This is a genomic window from Teichococcus aestuarii (assembly GCF_042651065.1).
Classification (GTDB): Bacteria; Pseudomonadota; Alphaproteobacteria; order Acetobacterales; family Acetobacteraceae; genus Pseudoroseomonas; species Pseudoroseomonas aestuarii.
The window spans coordinates 1-13,494 of sequence record NZ_JBHSCH010000020.1; the positions used below are offsets into that span (position 1 = coordinate 1).

The following is a 13,494-nucleotide window of genomic DNA, read 5'->3' on the forward strand; positions in this document are numbered from 1 at the left end:
CCGGCGGGCCGGATGCGCCGCCGTTCGGCCTGGGCCAGCACCTTCCTGGCCGGGCTCGAGCTGGAGCGGCTGGGCGAGGCGACGCTGTCCCAGGCCGCGCCCTTCGGCGCCATCGCGCTGCACGCCGCCCCGGCGGACCGGGCGGCGGCCTGAAGCCTTTTCCGCTCGCACCGGCTCACGGAAAAGGCTTTTGGCTCGTTGTTTCCACGAGCATCTTCACGCGGTCAGGCGAAGCGGCCCGCTCGCGATCCGCTCTAGCTTGTCGGGGAGCCGGCGGCGGGAGACTGCACGCCGGCCCGCACCCGCAGGCGCTCCTCCGGCAGGGGGATGAACTCCTGCTCGTCGCCGGGCACCTTGGCGAAGCGGCCGGACTTCCAGTCCGCCTTGGCCTGCTCGATGCGCTCGCGCGAGGAGGAGACGAAGTTCCAGAACAGGTAGCGCGGCCCGTCCATCGCCGCGCCGCCCAGCAGCAGCAGCCGGGCGCCGCGCGGGCCGGCCCGCAGCGCCAGGCGGTCCCCCGCGCGGAACACCAGCATGCGGCCGGGATCGAACGCCTCGCCCGCCACGCTCGCCGAGCCCTCCAGCACATAGGCGGCGCGTTCCTCGTGGTGGTCGGGCAGGGGCAGGGCGGCCCCGGCGGAGAGCACCGCATCGGCGTAGAACAGCCCGTCCTGGCCGCCAGCGGGGGAGCGCGCCCCCCAGCCCTCGCCGGCGATCAGCCGCAGATGCAGGCCCGGCTCCCGCAGCACCGGCAGGGCCGAGGCGGGATGATGCGCGAAATCCGGCGCGCGCTCCTCCTGCGCCTTCGGCAGCGCCACCCAGGACTGGATGCCGAACAGCCGGCTGCCGCCAGTGCGCAGCGCCGGGGCGGTGCGCTCGGAATGGGCGATGCCGCGGCCCGCCGTCATCCAGTTCACGTCGCCCGGCAGGATGGGCTGGTCGCTGCCCAGGCTGTCCTTGTGCTGGATGGCGCCCTCGAACAGGTAGGTGACGGTGGACAGGCCGATATGCGGGTGTGGCCGCACATCCAGCCCGCGCCCGGAGAGGAACTCGCCGGGGCCCATCTGGTCGAAGAAGATGAAGGGGCCGACCATCTGCCGGCCCCGCGCCGGCAGGGCGCGGCGCACCTCGAAGCCGCCCACGTCATGCGCCCGCGGCAGCAGCACGGCTTCCACCCCCGCCGGCAGGGGCGGCAGCTTCCCGGCGGGGTCGTTCTCAACGCTCATGCCCAGCCCTCCCGTTCGGAAGCGCAGCATGGGGGAGGCGGCACCCCCGCCGCAAGCCCGGCACCGGCCGGATTGTTCCGCTTTCGGTTGACAGCAGCGGGAGCGCGCGGCGAGCATCGCGGCGGGAGATCATCAGGGAAAAGCTTCATGTCTTGGAAACGAGGCCTCGCGGCCGCGTTCGCGGCGCTGTGCGCGGCCTTCTCCGCCCCCGCCCTGGCGCAGGGCGGGCCGCCGAGCCCGACGCTGGACGCGGTCCGCGCCCGCGGCCAGCTGTCCTGCGGCATCCACACCGGCATCGCCGGCTTCGCGCGGCCGGACTCGCGCGGCGTCTGGCAGGGGATGGATGTGGAGCTGTGCCGGGGCCTCGCCGCCGCCATCTTCAACGATCCAGCCAGGCTGCGGCTGGTGCCGCTCACCCCCTCCACGCGCTTCACCGCGCTCGGCTCGGGGGAGGTGGACGTGCTGTTCCGCATCTCGACGCGGACCATGCTGCGCGACATCACGCTCGGCCTGCGGCACGTCACCACCTACTTCTATGATGGGCACGGCTTCATGGTGCGGGCCGATTCCGGCGTGCAGCGCGTGGCCGAGCTGCGCGGCGCCACCATCTGCCTGATCCAGGGCACCACCAACGAGCAGGTGACGGCCGATCACTTCCGCAGCATCGGCGCGCCCTTCCAGCCGGTGGTGTTCGAGCAGCTCGACCAGGTGATCGCCGCGCTGCAGGCCAGCCGCTGCGACGCCTTCGGCGCCGATGCCTCGCAGCTCGCCGCCGCCCGCTCCTCGGTGCCCGAGCCGGCGCGCTGGAGCATCCTGCCAGAGCGCTTCTCCAAGGAGCCTTATGGCCCCTACGTACGGCGCGGCGACGACAACTGGCTCGATATCGTGCGCTGGTACACCACGGCGCTGATCGAGGCGGAGGAGCTGGGCGTCACCGCCGCCAATGCCGGGGAGATGCGCCAGAGCAGCGCCAATGCCAGCGTGCGCCGGCTGCTCGGCGCCTCCTCCGAACTGGGGCAGGCGCTGAAGCTGGACCCCGCCTGGGCCTACAACGCGGTCCGGGCGGTGGGGAATTACGGCGAGATCTACGCGCGCACCCTCGGTCCGGAGACCCCGGTGGGGCTGCCGCGCGGCCCGAACGAGCAGTGGACGAAGGGCGGGCTGCTCTACGCCCTGCCGATGCGCTGACGCCACGTGAACCTTGCGCTGCGCCGTGGGTTAACCTCCCGCAAGCAAGGGAGCTGCCGATGAAAGCGCTGACATGGCATGGCAAGGGCGACATCCGGTGCGACAGCGTGCCGGACCCCCGGATCGAGCATCCGCGCGATGCCATCATCAAGGTCACGGCCTGCGCGATCTGCGGCTCGGACCTGCACCTGTTCGACGGCGTGATGCCTTCGATGAAGAGCGGCGACGTGCTCGGCCATGAAACGATGGGCGAGGTGGTCGAGGTCGGGCCCGAGACCAAGAACCTGAAGGTGGGGGACCGGGTGGTGGTGCCCTTCACCATCTCCTGCGGCGAGTGCTTCTTCTGCAAGCGCGGCTTCTACTCCGGCTGCGAGCGCAGCAACCCCAACCGCGCCATGGCCGAGAAGATGTGGGGCCACTCGCCGGCGGGCCTGTTCGGCTACTCGCACATGCTGGGCGGCTATGCGGGCGGGCAGGCGGAATACCTGCGCGTGCCCTATGCCGATGTCGGGCCGATCAAGGTGCCCTCGCACCTGACGGACGAGCAGGTGCTGTTCCTGTCGGACATCTTCCCCACCGGCTACATGGCGGCGGATTTCTGCAACATCCAGCAGGGCGACACCATCGCCATCTGGGGCTGCGGGCCGGTGGGCCTCATGGCCATCCGCAGCGCCTTCCTGCTCGGCGCGGGGCGCGTCATCGCCATCGACACGGTGCCGGAGCGGCTGGCGATGGCGCGGCAGGCCGGCGCGCTCACCCTCGATTTCCATGACGAGGACATCTACGAGCGCATCCAGGACCTGACCAATGGCCGCGGCGCCGATGCCTGCATCGACGCCGTGGGCACCGAGGCGGATGGCACGGCCAGCATCGATTCCGTGGTCGACCGGGTGAAGGCCGCCGTCTATCTGGGCACCGACCGGCCGCATGTGCTGCGCCAGGCTATCCATTGCTGCCGCAACTTCGGCACCGTCTCCATCGTCGGCGTCTATGGCGGGCTGCTGGACAAGGTGCCGATGGGCTCGGCCATCAACCGCGGCCTCACCTTCCGCATGGCGCAGACCCCGGTGCAGCACTACATGCCGAAGCTGCTGGAGCGCATCGAGAAGGGCGAGATCGACCCGTCCTTCATCATCACCCACCGCGCCGGGCTGGAAGACGGCCCCGAGCTCTACAAGAAGTTCCGCGACAAGCAGGATGGCTGCGTGAAGGTCGTGCTCAAGCCCTGAGCTGAGGGGCGAGATGGAAGGGGCGGGGGGAGCGATCCCCCCGCCCTTTCTTCATGACCCGCGCGGCAGCGCGTAGGCGATCACGTGGTCGCCGGTCTTGGTGCCCAGCGAGCCATGCCCGCCGGCCACCACGAGCAGGTACTGCCGCCCGTCCCGCCCGCGATAGGTCATCGGCGTGGCCTGCCCGCCCGCCGGCAGGCGGCTTTCCCAGAGCTGGCGGCCATCCGTCACGTCATAGGCCCGCACATAGTAGTCGATGGTGCCAGAGAGGAAGGCGACGCCGCCGGCCGTGACCATCGGCCCGCCGAGGTTCGGCACGCCCATGCGGAACGGCAGGGGCACCGGCGCGGCATCCCGCGTCGTGCCGTTCCTGTGCTTCCAGACGATCTCGCCCGTGGTCAGGTCGGCGCCGGCCACGTAGCCCCAGGGCGGTGCCTGGCAGGGCAGGCCGAGGGCGGAGGTGAAGGGATAGAGCTGCACGGCGTAGGGCGCGCCGAAATTCTCGTTCAGCGCCGGCAGGCTGCCATCCGGCCGGTTGCTGCCCTGCACGTAGAGCGTGGTGTCGTCATGCCGCGGCACCAGGCGGGAGATGAAGGCGAGGTAGGCGGGGGTGGTGAAGGCCACCTGCCGCGCCGGGTCCACCGCGACGCTGCCCCAGTTGAACACGCCGAAATTGCCCGGATAGACCAGCGAGCCCTGCAGCGAGGGCGGGGTGTAGCGCCCCTCGTAGCGCAGGCGGCGGAGCTGGATGCGGCAGGCGAGCTGGTCGAACAGCGTGGCGCCCCACATGTCGGCCCCCGTCAGCGGCGGCGGATCGTAGGAGAGGCGGGAGACGGGCTGGGTGGGCGCCGTGCGGTCGCCCTCCACCGCGCCCTGCGGGGCGGGCTGCTCGGTCACCGGCAGGACAGGCTCGCCCGTCTCGCGGTTCAGCACGTAGAGCTCGCCCTGCTTGGTGGGCTGCACCAGCGCCGGCACGCGCCGGCCGTTCACGGTGAGGTCCAGCAGGCTGGGCTGCGAGGGAACGTCGTAATCCCACAAATCGTGGTGCACGGTCTGGAACACCCAGCGCACCCGCCCCGTCGCCAGCTCCAGCGCCACCACGGCGGAGGAATAGCGGGCGCTGTCCTCGTCGCGGTTGGCGCCCCACTGGTCCGGCGGCTGGTTGCCCATCGGGACATAGACCAGGCCCAGCGCCTCGTCGACGCTGGAGATCGACCAGCTGTTGGGCGAGTTGGGTGTATAGGTCTGGCCGGCCGGCAGCGGCTCGGTCTGTTCCGGGTTGCCGGAATCCCAGTTCCACACCAGCCCGCCGCTGTTCACGTCGAAGGCGCGGATGACGCCGGAGGGCTCGCGGGTCGAGACATTGTCCAGCACCGTGCCGCCGACGATGACGAGGTTGCGCGTCACCACCACGGGCGAGGTGGAGTAGTAGCCGCCTGGATTGGGGTTGGGCATGTTGGCCCAGAGATTGATCTGGCCGCCTTCGCCGAAGCTGGTGCAGACGCCGCCCGTCTCCGGGTCCAGCGCGATCAGCCGGCCGTCGGCGGTCGGCATGAAGAGCTTGCGCGCGCAGTTGTCCACGCCGCGCGCCCCTTCGGTGGCCGCGGGCACGGAGACGGAGGTGGCGGCCGTGTTCTCCATCGCCGGGCGGGCCCCCTCGGGCGCTGTGGCGGCGGCGGCGCCCGCCGGGTAGGCGGCCGGGTCGTGGTAGGACAGGCCGCGGCAGGTCAGGTGCTGCAGCGCCAGACCGTCCCGGATCTTCGGCTCGTAGCGCCAGATCTCCTGCCCCGTATCGGCATCGAGGGCGATGACGTTCTGATGCGGGGTGCAGAGATACAGCCGCCCGCCCACCTTCAGCGGCGTCACCTGGAAGGTGGTCTCCACCGGGTCGCCTGGCTGGCCGGGGATGTCGCCCGTGCGGTACTGCCAGGCCACCTCCAGCCTGTCCACGTTCTGCGGCGTGATCTGGTCCAGCGGCGAATAGCGCTGGCCCATGCCGGTGCGGCCATAGGCGTGCCACTCGCCCTCGGGGATGGTGCGGGCCTCGGGCGGCAGCGTCGCGCGCGCCTCGGGCAGGCGGCCCTCGATGCGGTGCGGGTCGTTGAACAGGGCGGCGCCGGCGACGCCCAGCGCCAGCACCAGCACCACCGAAAGCGCCAGCCCGCTGCCGCGCAGCGCGCTGACACGGCGCGCCTCGCCCGGCTCGCCCAGGGCCCGCGTCACCCACGGGGTCAGCAGCAGCGCGCCGAGCACGAAGATCACGTCGCCGCGCGCCGCCAGCGGCCACCAGTCGAGCCCGGCCTCCCACACCGCCCAGACCAGCGTGGCCAGGGTCAGCAGGGCGTAGAGCAGGAGGGCCGCCGGCCGCCGGCGCCAGAGCAGCCATGCCGTGCCCAGCATCGCCGCACCGGCGAGCGAATAATACCAGGAGCCTCCGAGGACGATCAGCCAGAGCCCGCCGCCCAGGGCGGCCAGGCCGAGCAGCGCCAGGAGGATGGCCAGCAGCCGTGGCGCCCAGCCCGATGATGATGTGCGCGATGTCTGCATGATGCACCCAGGTTCCATGACGGGGCGCCGGCCGCACAAAGCGCGACGCCGCCCTGGCTTGTGAACCCAGGCGAGGGAACTTCGTTCCTTGGAAGGGTGGCTTTTCGGCGCCGGGGAAGCGGCGGGCGAAGCCTCAGCGGCGGCGTAGCAGCACGAAGGCCACCAGCACGGCCGCCGCCGCCAGCAGGCCCATCATGGCCTGCACCACCGGGTAGTTCTCCGCCTCGCGTCCGACCAGCAGCGTGGCCAGCGCGCCACCCAGCAGCAGAATCACGCGCACGACAAGCCCCATGGCACGGCCTTTCCCGAAACAGGACCATCCTGCGCCAGCCTCGGCCACGCTGCCTTGACGCAGGTCAAGCAGTGGGAGCCGCGCGGCCGGGGCCGCGCGGCGTAGCCTCAGGCCTCAGGCCTCCGGCTCGTCCGGGTCGTTGATCGGCACCAGGAACATCACCTCGAGGGCGTCCTCGTCGTCCTCATCCTCTTCGTCCTCCTCCTCCTCGTCCTCGCCCTCGTCGGACTGGAAGTCGGCGGCCTCCTCCTCCGTGGCGGGGCGCAGCGTGAGGGCGGCCTGGCCGTCCCAGAGCGGCGTGGCATCGTGCAGCAGGCGGCGCAGATCGGCCTGGAAGGCCTCGCTTTCCACGATGTCGCGGGCCTCCTCCTCATCCGCCCCGATGACGGCAATGGGCCGGCCGGCGATTTCCAGCGTGAACATGGCAGTTCTGTCTCCAGCGTTGGTGGGTTGCTTGCGGTGCGGGGCCGACCCGCCCCCTGGGCACCTGTGCCCCGGGCCAGACCGGCCGCCACCAGGCCGCGGCCCGATGGAGGACCGGATACCGCCCGCCTCCGGCGGCAAGATGCGCAGCATTGCCGGCTTCTGGCTACCGTCTGCCGCAGATTTCATGGCGCGCGGCGCGCCACCCCTTGACCGGCCGGGAGGGAAAGGTCCTTTGACACGGAAGCGCCGGCCGCCTTCATTTGCGGCCCGGAGCGCCCGCCCCCGTCCACCGGGGCACGCCAGACACGAAGGACCGACCGCATGACTCACGACCCGGCCGCGGCGGCGCGGCAGGAGGCACCCCAGCAGACCTTCGGCACCGCCAACATCGCGCCCCTGGAGCGCCCGAGCGCGACCACGCGCTTCTTCATGGGCATCGTCGCGGCGGCGGAGCGGCTGAACCTGCGCTGTTCCAAGGTCGGCAACCCGCCCGTCTACGACAACGCCACCTTCCCCTGGGCCGCCGAGATCGAGCGCGAATGGCCGCTGATCCGCCGCGAGCTGGAGCAGGTGCTGCTGCGGCAGAGCGAGCTGCCGAGCTTCCACGACATCTCCACCGACGTGCAGACCATCAGCAAGGACAGCGCGTGGAAGACCTTCTTCCTGGCCGGCTATGGCCTGTCCTCGCAGGAGAACATCCGGCGCTGCCCGGAGACCTGGCGGATCGTGCAGAAGATCCCCGGCCTCAAGACGGCGATGTTCTCGATCTTCGAGCCGGGCAAGCACCTGCCGCCACACCGGGGGCCCTATAACGGCGTGCTGCGCCTGCATCTCGGCCTGATCGTGCCGGAGCAGAGCGACCGCCTCGCCATCCGCGTCGACAAGCAGGTCTGCCACTGGCATGAGGGCCGCGCGCTGATCTTCGACGACGCCTACGAGCACGAGGCGTGGAACCACACCGACAAGACCCGGGTGGTGCTGTTCGTGGATTTCGTCAAGCCGCTGGGCTTCCCGGCCCGGCTGGCGAACTGGCTGCTGCTGAACATGGCGGTGTTCACCCCCTTCATCCGCGAAGGGCTCGACAACCACAAGGCGTGGGAGAAGAAGTTCTACGCCGAGGCCGAGGCCCTGCGGAACCGCAAGGACTGAGCGGGGCGGCGCCGCGCCCGGAAGCCGGGGCGGCGCCGCGTTTTCACCCTCAGGCGGCCTGCGAGGTTTCCATCATCCAGGCGCGGTGCCGCTTCTCGTCCTGCAGCGCCCGCTCGAACACCTGCCGCACTTCCGCCGGCGCCTCGCTGTGCGCGCTGGCGCGCTCATAGGCGGTGACGGTGTCCTCCTCGTTGCTGCGCATCGCCTGCAGGATGGCGCCATCGCCCATGATGCTCGCCATCGCCACCTTGCCGGTGGTGAGCAGCTGCTTCATGTCGCCTTCCATGGGGGCGTCGGTGCCGAGCTGGTTCGCCATCTGCGTCAGCTCCTGCACATGCCGGTCATGGTCGCCCTTGAAGCTGGCGATCTGCTGCTTGTAGGCCGGGTTGTCGAGGCGCGCGATCACCTGCTCATAGGCGGCGATGGCGTCATGCTCGAGCAGCAGCAGGTTCTTGACCAGCTTGGGCAGGGTGCTCTCGGTGCCGACGGTGGTGACCATGGTGCTCTCCTTGTCGTTGTTGCGGAGTCGTCTTGCGGGCGGGGCTGCGGCGCAGCCCTCACATGCCCGGCGGCTTGCCGATCTGCTCCGCCTGGGCGCCGGACCCGGCGCGGGCCGGACCGAGCACCGGCTCTTCGCCCAGCGCCGTGTTCTGCATCACGCTGAACTGCGCCTTGCCGTCCATCGACGGGCCGGTGGTGAAGCGCCCCTCCGGCGGCGGCGCGCCCGTCGCGTCCGTGCCCAGGAAGACGTAGCTGAAATCCTGCCGCTCCAGCGCCTGGTCGAAGCTGTTCGGAATCGGCAGCGCGGCGCTGCCGCCCATCTCCTCGATCGCCGCCAGCCATTGCTGCTGGTGCATGGTGTCGCGCGCGATGAGGAAGCTCAGCATGTCCTTCATGCCGGGATCATGCGCGGCGTTGTAGAGGCGGACGGCCAGGGTGCGGCCCGTCGCCTCGGCCGTGACATTGGCGTACATGTCGGCGGCCAGGTTGCCGCTGGCATAGACATGCGAGCAGTCGAAGGGGACGCCGTCCGCGTTGGTGGGCATCGCGGCGAGGCCGGTGGACAGAAGGTGACGCTGCAGCATCCCCTCCACGATGTGCCGCGGCCGCTCGCCGCCCATCACCGCGTTCACCACCGGGTTGGCCTCGGCGGCGCTTTCCTGCAGGCTGAGCGGCGCGGTCTCGAGGTTCATCGCCACGGCCGTGGCCAGCATCTCGATGTGACCGATCTCTTCCGTCGCCGTGTGCAGCAGCATGTCGCGGTACTTGGTGTTCGGACCGCGCGCGCCCCAGGCCTGGAAGAAGTACTGCAGGCAGACGCGGATCTCACCCTCGACGCCGCCGATCGCCTGCTGCAACTGGCGGGCGAAAAGCGGGTCCGGCGTCTCGACACGAACCGGATACTGCAGTCGCTTGTCGTGGAAGTACATGCGGATTTCCCTTGCTTCGAGTGGCCCTGATCATGGGCATCGCCCCTCAGCAAACGGGCTGCCCCGCGAAGGTTCCCGTGAAAGCGCTACCTGGATTTACGCGCGGCCGCGGGACGGTGATGCTGCCGGCCGCGCGCCGCGCGGTGCGGCGCTGAAGGGACATACGGATGGAATCGGAGACGGGCGCTTTCCTGCCAGGCCCACGCCTGGAGATCGCCGGCGCCGCGGAGGGCCCGCTCGCCGGGCTGCGCTTCGCGGCGAAGGACCTGTTCGACGTGGCGGGCCACCCGACCGCCGCCGGCAACCCGGACTGGGCGCGGGGCCGGCCGCTGCCGCAGCGCCATGCCTGGGCGGTGCGGGCGCTGCTGGAGGCCGGGGCCAGGCTGGTGGGCAAGACCGTCACCTGCGAGATCTCGCTCGGCATCCTGGGCTTCAACGCGCATTGCGGCACGCCGCCCAACCCGGCGGCGCCCGGCTGCCTGCCGGGCGGCTCCTCCAGCGGCTCCGCCTCGGCCGTGGCGGCGGGGCTGGCCGACATCGCGCTCGGCACGGATAGCGGCGGCTCGGTGCGGGTGCCCGCCAGCCTCTGCGGCCTCCACGGGCTGCGGCCGACCCATGGGCGCATCCCCTTCGAGGGTGTCTGTGCCCAGGCGCCGAGCTTCGACACCGCCGGCTGGTTCGCCCGCGACGCGGAGACCTTCGCACGGGCCGGCGCCGTGCTGCTGGGCGAGGCGCCGGTGGAGCCGGAGCCGGCGCCCCTGCTGCTCGCGGAGGACGCCTTCGCCCTGGCGGACGGGCCGGTGCAGGCGGCGCTGCGCCCGCAGGCGGCGCGGGTGGCAGCCCTTCTCGGCGGCGCGCCGCGCGCCATGACGCTGGGCGAGGCGGGGGAGCTGGCCGCCTGGGGCTCGCAGCGCAACGTGCTGCAGCGCGCCGAGGGCTGGCAGACCTTCCGCGGCTGGATCGACGCGGTGAATCCGCGCCTCGCCTTCAACGTGGCGCGCAACCTGAGCTTCGCCGCCAGCCTGACGGAGGCGCAGATCGCCGTCGCCGCCGCGCTGCGGCACCGGGTGCGGGAGCGGGCGCGCAGCCTGCTGGAAGGCGGCGCCATCCTCTGCATCCCCACCACGCCTTTCACCGCGCCGCCCCTGGGCCTGCCGCTGCAGGAGCTGGATGCGCTGTCGGAGCGGATCGGGCTGCTGACCTCCTTCGCCGGGCTGACCGGCGTGCCGCAGCTCAGCCTGCCCCTGGGGCAGGTGGCGGGGCGGCCGGTCGGCCTGTCGCTGCTGGCCTGGCGGGGGCAGGATGCGCGGCTGCTCGGCATCGCGCGCGCCCTGGCCGGCTGAGGCGCGGCTTGGCGGCGCGGCCGCCGGCTGCTTCCATGCCGCCGCAACCGAGGAGGCGCCGCCAATGCCCGATTACCGCACCGACCCCCGCATGGACCCGGAGATGGCCGCCTTCCAGGCCATGATGGACGAGCGGGCCAAGGACTTCCCGCCGATCCGCCTGGAGCGCCCCTTCGACGCGGCGCGCGCCAGCAACGACGCGCTGAACCTCACCCTCGGCGGCGGCCCGGAGATGGCCGAGAGCCGCGACATCTGGCTGCTGGTGCGCGGCCGCCGCATCGCCTGCCGGCTGCACCGGCCGGCCGGCGCCGAGGGCCCGCTGCCCGTGCTGGTCTATCTGCATGGCGGCGGCTGGGTGTGGAACAGCATCGACACGCATGACCGCACCATGCGCGAGTATGCCGCCGCCTCGGGCTGCGCCGTGCTGGGGCCGGACTATGCGCTGAGCCCGGAGGCGGTGTTCCCGCAGGCGCTGGAGGAATGTGCCGGCGTGGCGCGGCAGCTGGCCGCGCACGGCGCGGAATGGGGGCTGGATGGCACCCGCATGGTGCTGGGCGGCGACTCCGCCGGCGCCAACCTCGCCCTCGGCGCCGCGCTGCTGCTGCGCCAGCAGGCGCCGGAGCTGGCGCTGCGCGGCCTGCTGCTTGGCTACGGCGTCTATGACAGCCGGCTCGACACGCCCTCCTACGAGGAATTCGCCGAGGGCTACGGCCTGACCCGCGCGCGGATGCGCTTCTACTGGGATGCCTATGCGCCGCAGCAGGCGGACCGCCACGGCCCCTTCGCCGCGCCGCTGCGCGCCGACCTGCGCGGCCTGCCGCCCGTGCACATGACGCTGACGGAGCTCGACGTGCTGGCCAGCGAGAACCTCGCCATGGCCGATGCGCTGCGCGCGGCGGGCGTGGCGGTGGAGGCGGCGGCGTTCCCCGGCACCGTGCACGGCTTCCTGCGCGCCGCCGGCCATGTCGGCGCCGCCGACCGGGCCTTCGCGCAGGCCGGGGCCTGGCTGCGCCGCGTTCTGGGCTGAACGCGGCGCGGCACGGCCTCAGGCGCGGCGCACGCCCCAGGGATAGGGCATGCTGCCCTGCACGAAGCCGCTCAGGTTGTTGCGGTAGGCGGTGCGGGCGACGAACTGGCCGAGCGGGATGGTGGCCACATCGTCCTGCGCCAGGGCGTTGATCTGGTCGGCCAGGGATTTGCGGGAGGCCTCGTCCGGCGCTTCCAGCCAGGACTGGATCATCGCCTCAATGCGCGGGCTCTCATACCAGCCGAACCAGCCCGACGCCCCCGGCCCCTTCACCAGCGAGGACACGCCCGGATTGGCATAGCCCATGGCCGAGCCATAGGTGTGGAAGATGCTCCAGCCGCCCTTCTCCACCGGCTCGCGGCTGACGCGGCGCTGCACCACCGTGCCCCAGTCCGTCTCGGCCAGCTCCACATTCATGCCGATCTGCCGCAGCAGGTCGGCCGTCACCTGGCCGTGCGGGCCGATCAGCGGGAAGTCGGTGGGGTTGATGATGACCACCTTCTCCCCCTTGTAGCCGGATTCCGCCAGCCGGGCCTTGGCGCTGTCCAGGCCGCGCGGCGGCCGGGTCAGTTCGGAGAGATCCTCCGTGCCGTAGGGGGTGCCGCAGGGGAACAGGCTGCGGCACTCCCGCCACAGCGCCTTGTCCTGCCCGATCGTCACCTGCATGTAGTCGGCCTGGTTCACCGCCAGCGCCACGGCCTGCCGTGTCTTCAGGTCGTTGAAGGGCGGCTGCAGGTGGTTCAGCCGCATCAGGCTCATGAAGCCGGCGGGGAACAGCGTGTCCAGCTTGATGTTGCGGTTGCGCTGCAGGGTGGGCTGCAGGTCGATCAGCGGCTGCTCGACCCAGTCCACCTCGCCGGCCTGGAGCGCCGCGGCGGCGGTCGCCGGGTCGGGCATGATGTGCCACTCGACGCGCTCGAAATGCGCCACCTTGCCGCCGCTGGCCCATTCCGGCGCTTCCTGGCGCGGCCGGTAGCCGTCGAATTTCGTGTAGACGGCGCGGCTGCCGGCGACGAACTCATCCGCCCTGAAGCGGTACGGGCCGGAACCCACCACCTCGGCCACCTGCGCGTTGGCATCGGTGCGCGCCAGCCGCTCCGGCATGACGAAGGCCACGTTGGCGTCCGGCTTGGCGATGGCGTCCAGCAGCATCGGGAAGGGGCGCGTCAGGCGGATTTCCACCGTGCGGTCGTCGGCGGCGCCCCAGCGCTCCACCACCTTGGCCAGCAACTGCCCGAAGGGGTCGCGCTTCGACCAGCGCTCCAGGCTGGCGGCGGCGTCCTGCGCGCGCACCGGCTCGCCATCGTGGAAGCGCAGCCCCTCGCGCAGGCGGATGCGCCAGACGCGGCCATCGTCGGAGACGGTGTGGCCCTCGGCCATCTGCGGCTGCGGCTTCTGCGCGGCGTTCACCGCGTAGAGCGTGTCGTACACATGGTAGCCGTGGATCTGCGTGACGATCGCCGAGGTCCAGATCGGGTCCAGCGCCGTGAGGTTGGCCTGCGGCACGAAGCGCAGCGTGGCGGCGCGCGAGGCCTGGGCGAGACCGGGTGATGCGAGCGGCGGCAGGGCGAGGGCGAGACCCCCCAGCCCGGCGCCCTCGAGGAGCGATCGGCGTTGCATGGCGTATTCCTTCCCTG

Annotated in this window: 12 protein-coding genes; 5 read left to right on the plus strand and 7 right to left on the minus strand. The window is 71.7% G+C overall.

Translation table 11 applies throughout. The features are described 5' to 3' along the window. Positions 1-254: 254 nt before the first annotated feature. The gene (locus ACFOY6_RS10145; RefSeq protein ID WP_379650501.1) at positions 255-1,226 is read right to left on the minus strand and encodes a pirin family protein; all 972 of its coding nucleotides are present in this window, start codon (positions 1,224-1,226) and stop codon (positions 255-257) included. Positions 1,227-1,373: 147 nt separating this feature from the next. On the opposite strand from ACFOY6_RS10145, the gene ACFOY6_RS10150 reads away from it, so the two are divergent. Both ACFOY6_RS10150 and ACFOY6_RS10155 read left to right on the plus strand, forming a co-directional pair. Continuing rightward, complete coding sequence (locus ACFOY6_RS10150) at positions 1,374-2,414, plus strand: amino acid ABC transporter substrate-binding protein (RefSeq protein ID WP_379650503.1); 1,041 nt, start codon at positions 1,374-1,376, stop codon at positions 2,412-2,414. Positions 2,415-2,473: 59 nt separating this feature from the next. Further along, positions 2,474-3,643, plus strand: coding sequence for a zinc-dependent alcohol dehydrogenase (locus ACFOY6_RS10155; protein WP_109517347.1), 1,170 nt, complete (start codon positions 2,474-2,476; stop codon positions 3,641-3,643). Between the two features lie 51 nt (positions 3,644-3,694). Here ACFOY6_RS10155 and ACFOY6_RS10160 read toward each other — a convergent pair whose 3' ends face one another. From ACFOY6_RS10160 to ACFOY6_RS10170, 3 genes are all read right to left on the minus strand, one after another. Then, entirely contained in the window at positions 3,695-6,190 is a 2,496-nt protein-coding gene (locus tag ACFOY6_RS10160; RefSeq protein WP_379650505.1) for a glucose/quinate/shikimate family membrane-bound PQQ-dependent dehydrogenase, read from the minus strand. 133 nt (positions 6,191-6,323) lie between these two features. Beyond that, complete coding sequence (locus ACFOY6_RS10165; protein WP_181378140.1) at positions 6,324-6,482, minus strand: hypothetical protein; 159 nt, start codon at positions 6,480-6,482, stop codon at positions 6,324-6,326. Between the two features lie 114 nt (positions 6,483-6,596). Continuing rightward, entirely contained in the window at positions 6,597-6,905 is a 309-nt protein-coding gene (locus tag ACFOY6_RS10170) for a hypothetical protein (protein WP_379650508.1), read from the minus strand. 324 nt (positions 6,906-7,229) lie between these two features. On the opposite strand from ACFOY6_RS10170, the gene ACFOY6_RS10175 reads away from it, so the two are divergent. Further along, positions 7,230-8,057, plus strand: coding sequence for an ornithine lipid ester-linked acyl 2-hydroxylase OlsC (locus ACFOY6_RS10175; protein WP_379650510.1), 828 nt, complete (start codon positions 7,230-7,232; stop codon positions 8,055-8,057). A 49-nt stretch (positions 8,058-8,106) separates the two neighbouring features. On the opposite strand, the gene ACFOY6_RS10180 is transcribed toward ACFOY6_RS10175, so the two are convergent. Both ACFOY6_RS10180 and ACFOY6_RS10185 read right to left on the minus strand, forming a co-directional pair. Next, the gene (locus ACFOY6_RS10180; protein ID WP_109517351.1) at positions 8,107-8,556 is read right to left on the minus strand and encodes a DUF892 family protein; all 450 of its coding nucleotides are present in this window, start codon (positions 8,554-8,556) and stop codon (positions 8,107-8,109) included. A gap of 58 nt (positions 8,557-8,614) precedes the next feature. Next, on the minus strand, positions 8,615-9,487 hold the full coding sequence (locus ACFOY6_RS10185) for a manganese catalase family protein (RefSeq protein WP_109517352.1): 873 nt from the start codon (positions 9,485-9,487) through the stop codon (positions 8,615-8,617). A 167-nt stretch (positions 9,488-9,654) separates the two neighbouring features. Between ACFOY6_RS10185 and ACFOY6_RS10190 the strand changes: the two genes are divergently transcribed. Next, positions 9,655-10,830 (plus strand): amidase, encoded by a 1,176-nt coding sequence (locus ACFOY6_RS10190; RefSeq protein WP_379650512.1) that lies wholly within the window; start codon positions 9,655-9,657, stop codon positions 10,828-10,830. A gap of 64 nt (positions 10,831-10,894) precedes the next feature. Next, positions 10,895-11,857, plus strand: coding sequence for an alpha/beta hydrolase fold domain-containing protein (locus ACFOY6_RS10195; protein WP_379650514.1), 963 nt, complete (start codon positions 10,895-10,897; stop codon positions 11,855-11,857). Between the two features lie 18 nt (positions 11,858-11,875). On the opposite strand, the gene ACFOY6_RS10200 is transcribed toward ACFOY6_RS10195, so the two are convergent. Continuing rightward, positions 11,876-13,477, minus strand: a complete 1,602-nt coding sequence (locus tag ACFOY6_RS10200) for an ABC transporter substrate-binding protein (protein WP_379650516.1) — start codon at positions 13,475-13,477, stop codon at positions 11,876-11,878. Positions 13,478-13,494: the final 17 nt, after the last annotated feature.